General features: G+C 68.3%; 11 protein-coding genes and 5 pseudogenes. 12 read left to right on the top strand and 4 right to left on the bottom strand.

Annotated features, from left to right (window positions below):
• Positions 1-25: 25 nt before the first annotated feature.
• Both B0E53_RS01645 and B0E53_RS01640 read left to right on the top strand, forming a co-directional pair.
• Positions 26-451, top strand: a pseudogene (locus B0E53_RS01645) (transposase); the annotation flags it as partial.
• A gap of 471 nt (positions 452-922) precedes the next feature.
• The gene (locus tag B0E53_RS01640; protein WP_107074297.1) at positions 923-3730 is read left to right on the top strand and encodes a LuxR C-terminal-related transcriptional regulator; all 2808 of its coding nucleotides are present in this window, start codon (positions 923-925) and stop codon (positions 3728-3730) included.
• Positions 3731-3739: 9 nt separating this feature from the next.
• Here the strand turns inward: B0E53_RS01640 and B0E53_RS38970 are convergent.
• Positions 3740-3847 (bottom strand): annotated as a pseudogene (locus B0E53_RS38970) (IS5/IS1182 family transposase); the annotation flags it as partial.
• Positions 3847-3942, bottom strand: a pseudogene (locus B0E53_RS38965) (IS5/IS1182 family transposase); the annotation flags it as partial. The pseudogenes B0E53_RS38965 and B0E53_RS38970, both read right to left, overlap by 1 nt.
• Here B0E53_RS38965 and B0E53_RS01630 point away from each other — a divergent pair.
• From B0E53_RS01630 to B0E53_RS01590, 8 genes are all read left to right on the top strand, one after another.
• Positions 3905-4198 carry an acetylxylan esterase gene (locus tag B0E53_RS01630; RefSeq protein WP_246835166.1) on the top strand — a complete coding sequence of 98 codons (294 nt, stop codon included), beginning with the start codon at positions 3905-3907 and terminating at the stop codon, positions 4196-4198. The pseudogene B0E53_RS38965 and the gene B0E53_RS01630 sit on opposite strands and share 38 nt — an antisense overlap.
• A 358-nt stretch (positions 4199-4556) precedes the next feature.
• Positions 4557-5171: a GNAT family N-acetyltransferase gene (locus tag B0E53_RS01620; protein ID WP_348639639.1), complete on the top strand. Its 615-nt coding sequence runs from the start codon at positions 4557-4559 to the stop codon at positions 5169-5171.
• A gap of 428 nt (positions 5172-5599) precedes the next feature.
• Positions 5600-7054, top strand: a complete 1455-nt coding sequence (locus B0E53_RS01610) for a cell wall anchor protein (RefSeq protein ID WP_107074294.1) — start codon at positions 5600-5602, stop codon at positions 7052-7054.
• A gap of 594 nt (positions 7055-7648) precedes the next feature.
• Positions 7649-7804 (top strand): hypothetical protein, encoded by a 156-nt coding sequence (locus B0E53_RS37270; protein ID WP_168215176.1) that lies wholly within the window; start codon positions 7649-7651, stop codon positions 7802-7804.
• A gap of 209 nt (positions 7805-8013) precedes the next feature.
• On the top strand, positions 8014-8301 hold the full coding sequence (locus B0E53_RS36820) for a hypothetical protein (RefSeq protein WP_146167547.1): 288 nt from the start codon (positions 8014-8016) through the stop codon (positions 8299-8301).
• Positions 8302-8312: 11 nt separating this feature from the next.
• A complete protein-coding gene (locus B0E53_RS01600; RefSeq protein ID WP_107074292.1) occupies positions 8313-9758 on the top strand; it encodes an APC family permease in 1446 nt (481 codons plus the stop codon).
• Between the two features lie 445 nt (positions 9759-10203).
• Positions 10204-10860, top strand: a complete 657-nt coding sequence (locus tag B0E53_RS01595) for a hypothetical protein (protein ID WP_246835165.1) — start codon at positions 10204-10206, stop codon at positions 10858-10860.
• Positions 10857-12167 (top strand): histidine decarboxylase, encoded by a 1311-nt coding sequence (locus B0E53_RS01590; protein ID WP_107074291.1) that lies wholly within the window; start codon positions 10857-10859, stop codon positions 12165-12167. The genes B0E53_RS01595 and B0E53_RS01590 overlap by 4 nt, the downstream gene beginning before the upstream one ends.
• Here the strand turns inward: B0E53_RS01590 and tnpA are convergent.
• Positions 12119-12539: pseudogene (gene tnpA / locus B0E53_RS01585) on the bottom strand (IS200/IS605 family transposase). The gene B0E53_RS01590 and the pseudogene tnpA sit on opposite strands and share 49 nt — an antisense overlap.
• Between tnpA and B0E53_RS39995 the strand changes: the two are divergent.
• Positions 12520-12684: pseudogene (locus tag B0E53_RS39995) on the top strand (helix-turn-helix domain-containing protein); the annotation flags it as partial. The pseudogenes tnpA and B0E53_RS39995 overlap by 20 nt on opposite strands.
• A complete protein-coding gene (locus B0E53_RS01575; RefSeq protein WP_246835164.1) occupies positions 12636-13859 on the top strand; it encodes a transposase in 1224 nt (407 codons plus the stop codon). The pseudogene B0E53_RS39995 and the gene B0E53_RS01575, both read left to right, overlap by 49 nt.
• Here B0E53_RS01575 and B0E53_RS01570 read toward each other — a convergent pair.
• Positions 13810-14451 carry an N-acetyltransferase gene (locus tag B0E53_RS01570; RefSeq protein ID WP_107074290.1) on the bottom strand — a complete coding sequence of 214 codons (642 nt, stop codon included), beginning with the start codon at positions 14449-14451 and terminating at the stop codon, positions 13810-13812. The two genes, B0E53_RS01575 and B0E53_RS01570, sit on opposite strands and share 50 nt — an antisense overlap.
• Positions 14452-15668 lie beyond the last annotated feature (1217 nt).

The following is a 15668-nucleotide window of genomic DNA, read 5'->3' as shown; positions in this document are numbered from 1 at the left end:
GCTGACCAACAGGCGCGGGAAACGGGCCGGGTCGAAGCAACCACACACCCGTGTGCAGTTGCCGCGCGAGGTACAAATCGACCTGATCCGCCGGCGGCGCTCGGCGTTGAAGGTCCCCGATACCGAGCGGTACCAGCCGAAGTGGCTGATGGCCCTGGAAATGCTCGACGAGCTGGCCGAGTGGGGCCTGCGCCCGCCGCTGCTGACCGCCGACGTCGGTTACGGCCAGGTCGCCGAGTTTCGTCAGGGCCTGACCGAACGCGGCATTCCCTACATCGTGGCGACCACGTCGTCCACCACCGCTCAACCCGGTGACGCCCAACCCGTGCAGGTTCCCTGCGCCGGCGTCAGCAAGTACCCCACACCGAAGTACCCCCACCCTGCCCGCAGCCTGAAGAACCTCACCCTCGCCCACGGCGCCGACGCGGCGCCTCTGGTGCGCTGGCGTGCCTGGCCCTCGGCGCAGCTTGCTCAGTTCCTCATGTGGTCGCTTGCTGGGGATGGGGTGGTGATGGTGCGCGCCTCGCCGCAGACGGGTCTGCTTCAACGGACATCAACGCCTGCGCGAGCTTTTTGATCATCGCCTGCAACAAATCAGGCGATGCACCCTCGACCTGCTCGCGTAGCAGGTCAACAGGGCTCACCTCTCGGAAGCGGCCATCGCGTTCTCCTTCCTTCTCTGCGCAAGGCGCGGCGGCCGGTCTTGATCGGCGCCCTGGTCCTGGCAGGGCTGACCACAGTCGCGACACCGGCGAGCGCGGCGAGCACCAAGAGACAGCCCGGGCAGTAGCGGGGTTGACCAGGGCCAGTGGAAGAGAGGTTCGGTTTGAACACTGCCCGGTTCGTGTCCCCGGCCGGATGCCGCCTACACCTGCACCTGCGGCGGACGGCTGTCCATAGCCGTTCTGCGTACGATGCCGTGATGAGTGGCGATGAGGTCATCGGGCGCGAGGCGGAGCTCGATGTTCTGCGCGGTGTTGTCCTGGCCGCTGCCGAGGGCCGCGGCGGAGGGGTGTGGATCGAGGGCGAGCCCGGGATCGGCAAGTCCGCGGTGCTCAACGCCGGGCTCGCGCATGCGCGTTTCCTCGGCATGCGCGTCTTCCATGGGACGGCCGACAGCCTGACCCAGTTGTTTGCGCTGCAGGTAATAGCAGAGTGTCTTGACCTCGGTGGGCACACGATGGACGAGTATCGGTCGGAGATCGCGGAGCTGTTGGCAGGGCGCGGCTCGGGAACAAACGCGGTGCTGGCGGCGAGCGAGCGGGTACTCGCGTTGATCGACCGTGAGGCGACCCACGCGCCGGTGGCGCTTGCTATCGATGATCTCCAATGGGCCGATGCCGCCAGCCTCGGGGTGTGGCACAAATTGACGAGCATCGCGAGCCAAGCGCCCCTCGTGCTCATCAGCGCGTGCCGCCCCGTTCCGCGGCGCGAGGAGGTAGACCGCCTACGTGAGATCGTGACCGATCGGCTGGCCGCGCCGTTGATCCGACTTGGCCCGCTGGCGCCACCTGACGTGACCACGATGGTCACCTCGCTGCTGTCCGCGCCGCCGGGTTCGGGATTGACCGAGGCACTTGCCAAGGCCGGCGGGAACCCCTTGTATGTGCGGGAGATGCTCAATGCCCTCGTTCGGGATGGGCAGGTGCATGTGTCCCGCGATGTCGCCGAGCTCGACTCGCCGAAGGGCGAGCCGCCGGCGTCGGTGGCGGCCGCCATCAGCCGGAGACTGGACTTCCTTCCCCGGCCGACGCGAGCAATCCTGCGCAGCGGTGCCCTACTCGGGACCCATTTCTCGATGAGCGACCTCGCATTGGTGTCGAACCGCCCCGTCCCCACCCTGGTCGACGCGGTGAGCGAAGCCGTTGAGGCTGGCATGCTCGCCGACTCCGATGCCGGGCTGTCGTTTCGTCATCCGCTCATCGCAGAGGTGCTGAAAAACGAAACGCCAACGGCGATTCGCGACGGCATGCACGGCTATGCGGCCAAGGTCCTCGCGGAAGCGGGCGCCCCATGGGATCGGGTCGCGAGACACCTCCTGGCCACGTCGGAAAGGCCCGAAGGATGGATGCTGGATTGGCTGGTCGACCTGCCCGCGGCCGCGTTGCACGCGGCGCCCCTCATCGCCGCGGATCTCCTCCAGCGAGCGCTGACGGCTGTTCACCCTGGTGACCCACGGCGTGATTTTTACCTCGCCCGGCTTACCACCGTGCTTCGGTTGCAGCATCGTCTAGACGACCTGGTGGCTCTGGGCACGGAGGCCCTTCGAACCGTGTCGGACCCGGCCCTTGTCGGCGAAGTGGCCTGGAATCTGGCCCGGGGATTCGGTATGTCTGGTCAATCTGAGCGGGACTGGTCCCTCATCTCAGAGGTGCTGGATCGACCTGACCTGGTGCCGCCGTGGCGCAGTCGACTGCGTGCCCTGCTCGCCTCCGATCTTCTCTTCAGCGACAACCGGGAGGACGGGAGGGTCCATGCCCAGTTGGCGATCAGCGAGGGGGAGTCCTGCGACGACCCAGTCTCGGTCGGGTGGGCGTTGGTAGCCCTGATGGTTGACGCGGCCGGCTACAGCGAGGCGCTGGAGCTCGCCGAGCGCGGTCTTTCCGTGGTTGTCGGGGGCGACATGGAGTCAATGGACGTTCGGCTTCTCCTCATGGTTAACCGGGTGGCGCTGCTCGCCAACCTTTACCGGTATGGGGAGTTCGCCACGGCGCTGTCGGCCACGTCGGCGCTCGCCGAGAGCGCTGGTGCGACCACACGGGTCCTTCAAACGCAGCTTGTCGCGGCCGAGGTGTTCCTGGCCGCGGGTGATTGGGACCAGTCGCTGTTGTATGTGGACGCGATGGGCGACGTCGGGCATATTCAGCATCTGTTGCGGGTGCGCGGGGCGGCGGCATTGATCCATGCGCGGCGGGGGCAGCGAGAGGAGGCCGAGGCCGATCTGGCCGCGGTGGCGCACGTCCAGTACGCGAGCGGAGTGCTGCGCCTGAACGCCCAGTCGTTGATTGAGGCGCAGGCACTGTTGCTTGAAGCCGACGGTGACCTCCCCGCGGCGGTGGCGCTGATGGTCCCGTGGCTGGAGGAGCAGTACTCCCAGCGCACCCAATACAGTCGTTGGGAGACACTGATGGAGTTCGTGCGGTTGGCCTTGGCCGCCGGCCGCACCGATCTCGCCGCAGCGGCTGCCCGGGCCGCCGACCAGGATGCCAAGAACAGTGATGCGCCACAGGTTGTGGCGGCAGCAAGCGTCTGCCAGGCACTTGTGTCGGATGATCCGCAGCCACTGCTGGCGGCGGCGGAGTATTTCGACAGCATCCATGCTCTGCCACGGGTGGCGTTCGCGCTGCAGGAGGCCGCCGTCCGGTTGGGGCACCGAGGCGACCTGTCGCACGCCAGGGACGCGTTCGCTCGGGCGGTGGCGATCTATCAGGAGTTGGGCGCTTGGCTGGACCTACGTCGGCTGGAGTCCAGGCTGCGGCAGTTTGGCGTACGCCGGGGACCTCGGTCGACTCACCGCAAGGTCACCACGGGTTGGGAGGCGCTGACGCCGGCCGAGCGCGAGGTGGTCCGCCGGCTGGCGCAGGGGTTGTCCAACCCGGAGATCGCTCAGCAACTGGTGCTGTCGCGGCGCACCGTTGAGACGCACGTCGCCCACATCTTGAGAAAGCTCAACGTCCGCAACCGGGTGGAAATCGCACGGGAGGCGCAAAACCGGCTCGCTCAGATCTAGGTCGTCTCGAAGTGCGTGTAGCCACTCGTTGATGGCGGCGACGCGGATGGTGGCTTCGTAGCGGACGGCCAGCTTGTCGCATCGAGCGGCCAGGCCACGGTGGCGTTTGAGCCGGTTGCGCCGGCGGCGTGCTGATGGGCCCGAGCGATGGTGGAGTCGACGCTGACATCCCACGTGATCAACCCAGCGGCGTCGGCGTGGGCCTGCAATCTCAGCTGCCCGCCCTCCACAGTCTTCGGCGCCTACCACCACTACCGCGGGCCCCGTCGAATCGAGGTGTATCCCTTCAGCGGGCACGAGGAGGCGAGGCGTTCCAGGATCAGGTTCGACTGCGGTTTTTGGCCGAGATGCTGGCACGAGCCTCCGGGCCGGACTGAGCGCAAGGCGGCGATCGCCAATACGCACTGGTCCGGGGGCCCCTTCGGCCGAGGTCTGGACGCCGGCGCTGCCCGGACCGAAATGAACTGACCCACGGGCCGGGCCTGCCCGTTATTGGGAGTATGAGGACAGTTCAAATCACGAAGCCCCACCAGTGGTGGTGGGAGCAGGCCGAATGCAGGGGGCTGGACCCGTCGTGGTGGTTCGAGTCACGCCTGATGTGGCAGAACGCCGTGCACTGCTGCATGGCCTGCCCCGTGCGCGATCAATGCCTCGAGGATGCCATCCGCTCTGGTGACGTCGGCGTGGTCCGGGGCGCGTCCTGGTTCACCGACGGTAAGCGTGGCCGGCAGATCCTGTCGTTGATCTGCGAGGCGTGCGGCAGCCGCCCGGTGGCCTTCACCCAGTCGACGGTCAGCCGCCACTGCCCGACCTGTCGGAGGTAACGGTGCCAGATGCGATGAGGGCCTGCCTGGTCATGTGGACGCCCGAGCAGCTCGCCACCCGGGCGGACGAGGCGATCGATGTCCTTGCCGAGGCGATGGGCTATGGCCCGGCGATGCGGGAAGGCAGCCGTCGGCATCTGCTCGAGCACCTGGCGATGCCCGGGTTCCGGGCGGTGGTCATTCTGGGGCCGCTGGCCGACATCGTCGGGTTCGGCTACGGCTATCTGTGTCGGCCCGGCCAGTGGTGGCGGGACTGGGTGGCCGGTGCGATGCCGGTCGTCGCCGATCGCAGGCGGTGGCTCGACGAAGCCTGCACCGTATCGGAGCTACAGCTCCGCCCGGCCTGCCAGGGCAGAGGGCTGGGTGAGGCAATGCTGCGCGGCATGCTGTCATCGGCCGGGACGCGGACGGCGGTGCTGTCGACGCCGGAAACGGTCGAGGCGCGGTCACGGGCGTGGCGGCTGTATCGGCGCATGGGATTCCGTGACCTGCGCCGCGGGCTGAGCTATCCCGGCGATCCGCGTGCGTTCGCCATCTTCGGCCGTGATCTGCCGGGGCGGGACGGTTCGGTGGGGCGTACCGGGGATCGCGGGGCGTGGCCGGCATTGAGTAGGTAACGCAGTGCTGAGGTACCGGACGGTGGTGCTCGCCGAAGCTCTGTTCGCGTCGGCGCTGAGGCCTTCGCAGCATCCCGATCGCCAGCAGGTGCGCCGGGCAATCGCTGGCGAACTCGTGCGCCGCGGGTCTCCGGCTGCGTAGCCGAGGTCGCGTGCGAGTTCGGTGAGCATCCGGAAGAAGCCGCAGAGCGCTTGCGGTGGGCGCTGCGGTCGGTTGCCGACTGCGGTGACTGGGGCTACGCGCGGCTGGCGGTGCTCCGCGGCCGCGGACCGCGCGGCCGATCATCGACAGAAATTTTCAGATCAACTTCGCCACGGATTGACCCACGCGCGCCTCTACGTACGTGCAAACAGGGACGCGAAATATGTGGCGCCGCCACAGAGGCGCGGACCTCGAAACCATCCCTTCCATCCGTGGAGTGACTGACGTGAACAAGCCCTTCCGAAGGCTGCTCTCCCTGGCGGGCGTCATGCTGCTCGGCATGCTCGCGGCGCTGGTTGCGGCGAGCCCCGCCGCAGCGCATCACACCCGGGTCAGCGGGGCCGCGGTGTGTCAGCCGGACGGCGCCTATGAGATCACCTGGCAGGTAAACAACGGTAGTTGGGAGAACAGATACGCTCAGATCACCAAGCTCGTCGCGCGGCCGCAGGAGCCGATCGATGGGATCAAGGTGGGCAGCGCGATCAGCGCCGACACCGACGGCGACGGTCCGAAGGGCGTGGTGACCGGTGTGCAGCGGGTCCCGGGCACGACGACGAGTGCCACCCTGACGGTGTCGGCGACCTGGTTCGAGCGCAACGGCGACCGGATCGGCATCTCCAGCACCGACGTCGGCCACGCCGCCGGCCTCAAGGGGACGTGCAAGGAGACACCGCAATGCGTCGACATGGCACAGGCCACGTACAAGCATACGTTCGACGGTGCGAAGGGTCGGGCGACAGTCGAGCTCGCCGGTGACCTGCCCCTGTGCAAGGACCAGAAGCAGGAGTTCCTCCTTGTCTCCTACTTCGCACCGAGCGCCAAGGTGGGTTGGCCCCAGTACGCGTACGACCACGATGTCGCTGCGATCGACGCTAAGCATCGCAAGGTTGAGCTGAAGGCCGACGTGCCGAAGTGCTACACCCAGGTGGACCTCGTCTGGGGTGGCAAGGGCGAGCTGATCACGCCGATGGTGGAAAAGGGCAAGCGCTACGGCGACAAGAAGCTGGGCAGCAAGGGCAAGCCCGGCAAGCGCTCCGCCGGCCCGCTCGGCGCCTACAACGGCGGTGCCGCGTCCTGCGCGCAGCCGAAGGCCACTTTCGCGCCGGCCTGTGACGGGTCGGTCGTCGTCCATCTCAGCGGAGGCAACTATCCGGTGAGGTTCCGGGTCACCGCGACCGGTGTGGACCGTGCCGTCGGGGTGCCCGCGGGAAAGTCGGTGGAGTTGCCGATGCGGGCGGGCGCGGGCCTGATCGTCGTGACGGAGCGGGGCAAGGAAGTGGCTCGTTATCTTTGGTCGCGGCCGTCGACCTGCGGACTGCCCACGATGTCCACCGAGTCGACCTGCTCGGAACTCAAGGTGACCGTCAAACATCCGGGTAAGGGGATGCCGCCGATGGAGGCGGTCGCCACCTACGGAACGCAGGAAAAGAAGGTCACGCCCTCCGACGGGGGATCGGAAACGGTCGTCTTCGCCGCCGGACGAGGCCGCGTTGTCAATGTGGTGTTTTCCGGCTACGACTACAAGCTGATCGGTGAGTACGAGGACCCGGGCACCTGCGACAAGCTGCCGACAACGGGTTCGATGACCGCACGGATCGGTTCCGTCGGAGTCCTGATGGTTGCCGTCGGTGCGGCCCTGATCGTCTTCGTGCGCCGCAGAAGGGCGTCGACGGAGCTCTAGTCAGTGCGTGTCCACCACGTTCGCCGGGTGGCCAATGGTGGCCGGGGATCGTCGCTTTGAGGGCGACCGGCTTCCACTGGTACTGGCGAGGCGAGCCTCCACGGACCGACTGCTCCTTGAATCGCTCGTGGTGGGCGGCGGGGGTGACGTCGGGACTGGCCGGCACCGGGGGTAGGTGTCGGCCAGTCCCGACGGTGCGTGATGACCAACGGCCCCCATCAGCAGGGCCTACGATGGCCGCATCCGAGCCAAGGGCCAAGAACACAAACCCGCCGAACGGCTCTCCGAGCCGGACTCTACGAACTGCGCGCGCCGGGGGTACGACGACGCCGGGCGAACCGTCGAATACGGCTGGCATGTCTACCGGGGCGGAGCATCACAGCTTTGCAATCTCCCGGGTGGAGCGGTGAACTCCTGCCCCGAGGTCGGCGTAATAGGGGGAGTGAAAACGACGGTGGCTGCCGGGGAGCGCAAGGAGGAGGCGGGTCGGCTCGCGACTGCGACGGCGAGCGGCACGCCAGGCACGTCGGTTGTGGACGTCGGAGTCCGGCCAGGGTCGGCGAGCCGGAACGGGCCGAAGGTCACTTCGAGAACGTGCTGCCCGGCCTCGTCGAGCGTGGTTGCCCGGAGCTCGTCGAAGTCGGACGGCTCACGCCGCTCTGGCCGGTACTCGAGCAGCTCTTCGCGCGGCAGATCCTCGGTTGCTACCACGGCATGGTCATTCGGCGGCCGACAGTGGAGTGCGCGTGAGGCAGGGATGCTAATTCGTATTAGCACCTTGACGCCGCCCCACACCCCGAACCACACTCACCGTGGTCGGACTGCCACAGTCGGCTCCTGCTGCATCTGTCAGTGATGCCGCCGTGTTGTCCCTGCGACATCCCGCCACCGCGTACCTCGCCCCCTGCTCATCGCTCGGGCGTCGTCCCCACCACCTTCCGTCCGCATAGGAGGCATCGATGGTCAACGGCCGGACTGCATCCGCCCCCAACCGCCGAACCCTGTTGACCGCCGCGATCCGGCGAGAATGGCCTGATGGTCGCGACGACCTGTTCGGGTTCACCCCCGATGCCGCCATCGGCAAACGGAGGCTCGACCGCGACGAACGTTTTTGGCGCGCCGGCCCGGTGCCGCCGGCCGGGGTGTACGCCGTGCCCGCCAACGCAGGCGATGTGCGACGGCACCCGGCGGACGGCTGCCGAAATGTGTCGTGCCTGGACTCACCGAAGCGGGGTGAGCGGTGGTGAGGTCAGCGCACGTGCAGGTGGCCCTGGCCCGACGGACAATGACGCCCACCGGGTTGTGGGTGTTCGGGGCGGCGGCGTCGGCGCCGATGGTGGTGCTCGCCGGCGGTATCCCCGCCACCTACGCGACCACACAGGTTACGAGTCTGCCGCTGGTGTTCCTGCTGGTCGGTGGCGTCGTGGCGCTGTTGGCGGTCGGCTACACGACGATGGCGCGTCAGGTCGGGCACTCGGCGGCCTATTACGCGATCCTCGCACACGGCCTGGGCCGTACATGGGGGGTCGCCGCCGGTGTGATTGCCCTGGTGGCCTACAACGCCATCCAGATCAGCCTGTACGGGCTGGTCGGTGCCACGATGGCCGCGCAGCTCGGCGGCACCTGGTGGGTGTGGGCGGGCATCGCCCTGACCATCGTCGGGGTCCTGGGTGTGCGGGCGATCGTGTTGTCGACCCGGGTGCTCGCCGTCGTGCTGGCCGCCTCGCTGCTCGTCGTGGCGGTGTTCGTGGCCCGAGCGTTGGCGCAGCCCGCAGCCGGCGACCTGTCCTGGGAGGGTTTCGTCCCAGGGGGTATGGCGGTCAGCGGCATCGGTGGAGCGTTTGCCCTGTGTATGGCCGCGTTGATGGGGATCGACGCGCCGGCCTCCTTCGCTGAGGAGGTCGTTGACCGGCGGGCGATCACCCGGGCCACGATCGCCGTCGTGGTCGCCCTCGGAGTGGTCTACTCGATCGCCGCGTGGGCGATGGGGGAGGCGGTCGGGCCGGACAAGGTCGCCACGGTCGCCGCGGACCCTGCGGCGGGGTTGCCGTTCTCGGTCCTGGAACGCGTCGGCGGTGTCTGGGCCCTGCTGGGCGAGATGATGCTGATCTTCGCGATCGTCACGTCGATGCTGGCGTTCCACAACGTCGTGGCCCGGTACGTGTTCGCCATGTCGCGCGAGGGAGTCCTGCCATCCGGTCTCGCACGTAGCAGCAGATCTGCGCGGGTCAACGCTCCGCGTGGCGGATCTCTGTTGCAGACCGGCATCGCGGTGGCGGTGGTGGGCGCGTTCGCTCTCGCCGGCGTCGATCCCGTCGCCGCATTGTTCACCTGGTTGTCGACGCTGGGCGCGTTGGGGTTGCTGTGCCTGCTGCTCGCCGCGTCGTTCGCCGCGATGAAGGCTCCGGCCGGTGTGCGCGGCATCGGGGCCGGGGTGTGGTCGTGGAAGGTCGCACCGTTGCTGGGCCTGACCGGCGGCGTGGTGGTGCTGGGCGCGATGGTCTTCAACGTTGGCCCCCTGCTCGGTGCCACCCCCGGGTCGCTGTACCCGTATCTGCTGCCCGCGATCGTTGTCGCCGCCGCCATCGTCGGCGCCGTGTGGGCCAGGCACCTGCGGCAGTTCCGCCCGGAGGTCTACCACGGTATCGGCCGTGGCACGCCGAAGACGCACGCCATCCCTGACGACATCAACGTCTCGATCTGAGGGGCCGACGATGACAACCCACGCGGCGATGCCGCCAGGCAGCCGGCACCACGGCGATCCACTGGACTCCGACTGGCGACCGGAACAGCCATCGGCGGAACGACCCGCCGGCTACCCGGGGCCCGCAGCGCACGTGTCACCGTCTGACTACACCACCGGCTACCCGGGGCCCGCAGCGCACGTGCCACCGCCTGACTACACCACCGGCTACCCGGGGCCCGCAGCGCACGTGCCACCGCCTGACTACGGTTCGGCCCGAGCGCCAGGCGACTACCTGCGACCGCCTGATCCGATGCCTGCCCCGATCGCACCGTCGATCGCCTCGCCGCCCGCGTGGTCGCATCCGCCGCAGCACATCGACGACCGGGTGTCACCGGATGCCCGTTTCTGGGCTGACCTGCGAATGCAGATCGTCTTCCGGAGCAAGCGACTCAACATGGGTCACATGCATGCGGCCGACGAGCGGTTCGGGCAGCGTAACGCGATCGGCCCGCACGGGGTGATGCTGTTCTACGCCGCGGCGGCGCCGGCCGAGCCTCGCGGCTATCAGCTGTTCACGGCGTACCGGCTGTGGCTGGCGTCGCCGGAGTCGAATGATCTGCCCCGACTCCTCGCTGACCTGGCCGAGGTCGCGGCGGACAACATCGCCCACGCGACGGCCGCCAGGCGCCGCTGGAATCCTCTCGGGCCCGACGGGTCCATGGTCAACGGCGGCGACATGACCCTGCCCGACGGGGCGACCTACGTCGGGGTCGGCGTCACCACGCTCGACACCGACCAAGGCAGCTGGTACCAGGTCGCACGGGCCCTGCGCGACCAGCCGATCGACCACCGCCGCCGGTCGATGTTCGACCTCAAGGGCCAGTGCTACGCCCTGCTGACCGACGGCACGGCCCTGCATATGGAACGCGACCCCCACGCGCCCCTGGGCGTCGACGGGATCCGATGCAACAAGACCCTCGACCCCGACCGGATCTCCTACTACAACCCGCACGCGAACCTCACCGAGCAGGGCGACGACGCGATCCGGAAAATGTGGCGTCAGCTCGGGCTGTTGCACCACACCCTCGCAGCCCACCTGATCGGGGAGCAGCAGGCGTGACCGACAGCCCTACCGTCGCGCTCGCCGAGGCCGCGGACCTCAGCGACGCGCCGATCGATGTCACCGCCGTGCTCGAGCACCAGGTGAACCAGGCCGAGGATGCAGCGCCGCTGAGCATCGGGTTTCCCGGCGCCGTAGACATCGACTACAGCGACGTCATGGCCCGCATGGGCAGGCGGCTGTGGAACAACATCGGCGACCCGACCACCGACCCGGGCGGGGCGGCCCACACCAAAATCCTGGAGCGGGCGGTCATCGCCTGGGTCGCCGAGACACTGGCCATGCCGGCCGATGATCGGTGGGGATATGTGACCACCGGTGGCACCGAGGGAAACCTCGCCGCCCTCCACACCGCCTACCGTCGCCATCCCCGCGCGATCGTCTACTACTCGGCCGCCGCACACTACTCCATCCCCAAGGTCCTCGGCATCATCGGCGCACCAGCGGTCGTGATCAACGCGAACGACGACGGCGAGATGAACTACGAAGACCTCGCCGCCCAGATGAGCATCCGCCGTAGCCGGCCGGCGATCGTGGTGGCCACGGCCGGCACGACCATGACCGAGGCCGTCGACGACACCGGCCGCATCCGCGACGCCGTGGCCGAACACGCCGCCGACTGGCACCTGCACGTCGACGCGGCGCTGTCCGGCATCCCGCTCGCCCTCGACGGCCGGCTCCGCCTCGACAACGCCAGCGGCATCAGCAGCATCGCCATCTCCGGCCACAAGTTCTTCGGCACACCGACACCATGCGGGATCGTTCTCATCCGCGACAGCGCCCGCAGGCGCGGCAGCCACATCGCCTACACCGCCACGCTCGACACCACCATCACCGGATCCCGATGCGGCCTCGCCGCCACGCTGCTGTGGCACGCCATCGCCACCTACGGTCGAGAGAGACACCGGTGGCGCGTCAGCGAGGCCCGGCACCTCGCCGCCTACGCCGTCCAACAGCTCACCGCCGTCCGCTGGCCGGCGTGGCGGCACCCCCACGCCTTCACCGTCGTGCTCCAGACCCCACCTGCCAAGGTACGGGAGAAGTGGCTGATCGCCACCGACGGCGACGTGAGCCACGTCATCTGCATGCCCGGTATCAGCGAAGGCCAGATCAACTCCTTCGTCGCCGACATCGCCGCCGCCAGCTCCGCGCCACCCGCACCGATCCCACGCCCACGTGCAACGCCCCTCGCGGGTTGCGGCCACGCGACACACCACGCCCAACGCGCCGCCCACCAGGGAATCGACGCCGGGACCGCCTACGGTCCACGAGCGCCCGTACCGCTATCCGACCCCACTCGACCTTGAAACGGTGCCCCTGCGACGGAGCCCGCGAAGTACGAGCCCGACCAGATTTGTTGGCGCGGTAGTAGTGGCGTATGAGGTCGGGGAACTCCTGCCGCAGGCGGCGCGACGACACGCCCTTGAGGCTGTTGACCAGCCGGGCCACGGCCACTTTGGGCGGGTAGTTGACCTGCAGGTGCACGTGGTTGTTCTCGCCGTTGAACTCGATCAGCTCGGCCTCGAAGTCGCGGCACACGTCTCGCGTGATCTGTTCCATCCGGGACAGGTGCCGGTCGCCGAACACCTTGTGCCGGACCCCTTCGTCACGAAGATCAAGTGAACGCGCATCGCAAGAACACAGTGTCTACCAGTGCGGATGCCTTCACGTTTTGCCATAAACCAGTACGGCACAATGCTTCTCGTGCAGCTCCGTTACCAGTTCCGCGTCTATCCGACGCCGGGCCAGCAGATTGAGCTGGCTCGGGCGTTCGGGTGTGCGCGGGTGGTGTTCAACGACGGGCTGCGCGCACGGCAGGAAGCCCGCGAGGCCGGACTGCCGTACGTCTGCGACGGCGAGTTGTCCAAACGGGTCATCACGGAGGCGAAGAAGACCGCGGCCCGCGCCTGGCTGGGCGAGGTGTCGGCGGTCGTGCTGCAACAGGCCCTGGCGGACCTGAACACCGCGTACCGCAACTTCTTCGCCTCGGTCACGGGCAAGCGCAAGGGCCGCAAGGTCGCCCCGCCCAGGTTCCGGTCCCGCAAGGACAACCGGCAGAGCATCCGGTTCACCAAGAACAGCCGGTTCAAGGTCTGCGAGAAGGCCGGCTGCGGCTGCCGAAGATCGGCGACCTCGCGGTCCGCTGGTCCCGGACACTGCCGTCGGACCCTTCGTCCGTGGCGATCATCCGGGACGCGGCCGGGCGGTACTTCGCCTCGTTCGTCGTCACCCTCGGCGCGGACGAGACGTTGCCGCCGGTCGATTCCGAGGTTGGCATCGACCTGGGCCTGACGCATTTCGCGGTGCTGTCGGACGGCACGAAGGTGGCCGCGCCGAAGTTCCTGCGCCGCGCCGCCCGCAAGCTCAAGCGGTTGCAGCAGGACCTCTCGCGCAAGCAGAAGGACTCGAGCAGGCGTAAGACGGCCGTCGTCAACCTCGCGCGGGCGCACGCCCGGGTGGCCGACACCCGGCGGGACTGGCAGCACAAGCTCTCGACGCAGATCATCCGCGAGAACCAAGCGGTGTACGTCGAGGATCTGTGCGTCGTCGGTCTCGGCCGGACCCGGCTCGCCAAGTCGGTGCACGATGCCGGTTGGGCGTTATTCACGGGCATGCTGGAGTACAAGGCCGCCCGGTACGGACGCACCTTCGGCCGGGTGGACCGGTTCTTCCCGTCCACCCGCATGTGCTCGGCGTGTGGCCGGATCAACGAGAAGATGGCGCTCAACATCCGATCGTGGGACTGCCCGTGCGGAGTAGCCCACGACCGGGACGTGAACGCCGCCAGGAACGTCAGGGCCGCTGGACAGGCGGACCTCAACGCCCGTGGAGCGCACGTAAGACCGGCACTCGTGCCGGCGGCGCGCAGGGAAGCGGGAACCCACCCGGACGCCGCGTGTTCCACGCGCAGCGTGGAGGGAATCTCCGTCCTTCAGGGCGGAGAGGATGTCAAGTGTGTGAGTCCTGCCAGCGGTGGTCGACGAGGCGGGCGGAGTTGATCGGCATGGCGCTGCTGCGGCGGTGAGAGTTGCGGCGCATCGGGTGCAGGGTCGGGCCGTCGGGCAGGGTGATGAGTGGTCGGGGCGTGTAGCCGTAGCGGGCGAGCAAAGGTTTCCCGCCGGCGGGGGTGGTGCTCCAGGACGGCAGATCGATGCGGTCGAGGCGGCTGCGGTGGTGGGCCAGTAGCGCTGTTGCCCGCCCGGCCCGCTGCGCGTGCGGACGGACGGCGAGGAACGCGAGGTGGTAGTGCGGCTCGGTGGGTTGCCTGTCCGCCAGGAGTGCCTCAAGGGTGGTGAAGCGGTCGGCGTGTGAGCCGGCGGCGTCGGTGAGCCGGACCCGGTAGTTGGCCGGTGGTGGGATGGGCCGGTAGCGGTGGAAGCCGACGGTGGCGGCGGTGAGGTCGTCGGTCAGGTGGATGTCTCCGCAGAACATGGCGTGTTCCACCCAGATCGCGACGACGTCGGTGAGCACCTTCTGGCGCTGCTCCGGGTCGGGCACAAGCCATGCGGCCAGCGGGCTGGGGTGCAGGGCGTCGGCGATCAGCGCGACGATTTCGTCCTTCTCCGTCGAGCGGGCGGCGTGGATATGCACAGCGTCTCCATCGGGTTGATGTCCTTCAGGGGTTGCCTGCGGTAGGTGACGGCGGCGAGGTCACCGCGGCGACGATGGCGGCGGTGGTGTTCCACACCGGTCGGTGGGCGCTGGTCGCCATCCGAGGGGCATGCCAGCTGGTCGGGCCGTCGGGCTAACCGTCGACATCTGTCTGCCCTCGTCTTGGCGTCCTGTCAGACCCCGGCGATCGTGTGCCTCTCTTGCGCCAATCCGGGGATTTGTCTCGGAAACTCGAGGTCGCGGCGTGGGACGGGAGAGGTGCGAGGGAGGCGGGTTGTGCCGGCCGCCTCCGGCACAACCCCCCCGTTTCACTCGCCGCCGCAGCCCCTCTGGCAGTACGTCAACGAGGTTCACGAATAGCTACGGACGCACGCAACTCCTGGTTCACAGTGTTCTAGTGCGGCGTCCACTGACGTTTACCGGGTCTTCGGTGGGAATTGTTTGTCCTCGCCGGTCGGGCGAGCGACTCCCCGCCACGGGGTGTTGGGACGGCCTCCGTGGGCGCCTGACCCTTCGTACAGTGCCTCCGTCCTGGTCTCTCCGTTGCCAAGCAGTTTGTCGACGTGCTCCTTGCCCGGCCCCATCCCACGCGCTTGGGTGACCGCCAAGTGCAGCGCGGTGTTGGCGGTGCGGTGCCGTTAAACGGGGCATAGGCATCGTTGAACCGGAACGGGGTGAGGCCGGCGGTCTCGCCGAGGATCATCGCCGCGCCGAGCAGTCCAAACCGGGGATCCGTGGAATGGGCTTCATGGCGCGGCAGATCCCCCCGATCGACGTCCACCGGCATTCGCCGCGGCGACGGCCCGTTCGGCGAGCTTGCGGCCCAGGTGGTCGACCGCGATCAGGGTGTGCGTGCGTTTTTGGGGTGGATTCCAACCACGGCCGTGCCAGTTCCTCGCCACTGCGGTGCGACTCTGCGAGCCGGGCGAGGGGGCATGCCTTGATCGAGCATCGGCAGCCCACGATCACGCCTTCCACGCCCGGCCCAGGGCCCGGCGGGGACGCACACCAGGAGAAGCCACCAGCCACACGGGCCCGGGCAAGGAAAAAACGAGCGACCATCGCCGGGCATCGATCAGTCTGGCATTGACACGAAGAATGCCCGCTTGAGGATGCCGGCGGGCGCAAAGTTCCGCTTCACGTATTGGCAAGAACCGGCCGAGATGACGGCCGCGTTCCGTGACGGTGGGACTGGA

The sequence above is a fragment of the Micromonospora sp. MH33 genome (assembly GCF_003013775.1).
Taxonomy (GTDB): Bacteria; Actinomycetota; Actinomycetes; order Mycobacteriales; family Micromonosporaceae; genus Micromonospora; species Micromonospora fulviviridis.
The sequence above is the reverse complement of the archived record's forward strand: the minus strand, read 5'-3'. Positions and strand labels throughout refer to the sequence as shown.

Excerpts from the sequence above, each read along its gene's own strand:
- B0E53_RS01640 (WP_107074297.1), top strand. The coding sequence starts at position 923 with ATGAGTGGCGATGAGGTCATCGGGCGCGAGGCGGAGCTCGATGTTCTG.
- B0E53_RS36820 (WP_146167547.1), top strand. The coding sequence starts at position 8,014 with ATGGTCAACGGCCGGACTGCATCCGCCCCCAACCGCCGAACCCTGTTG.
- B0E53_RS01595 (WP_246835165.1), top strand. The coding sequence starts at position 10,204 with ATGCATGCGGCCGACGAGCGGTTCGGGCAGCGTAACGCGATCGGCCCG.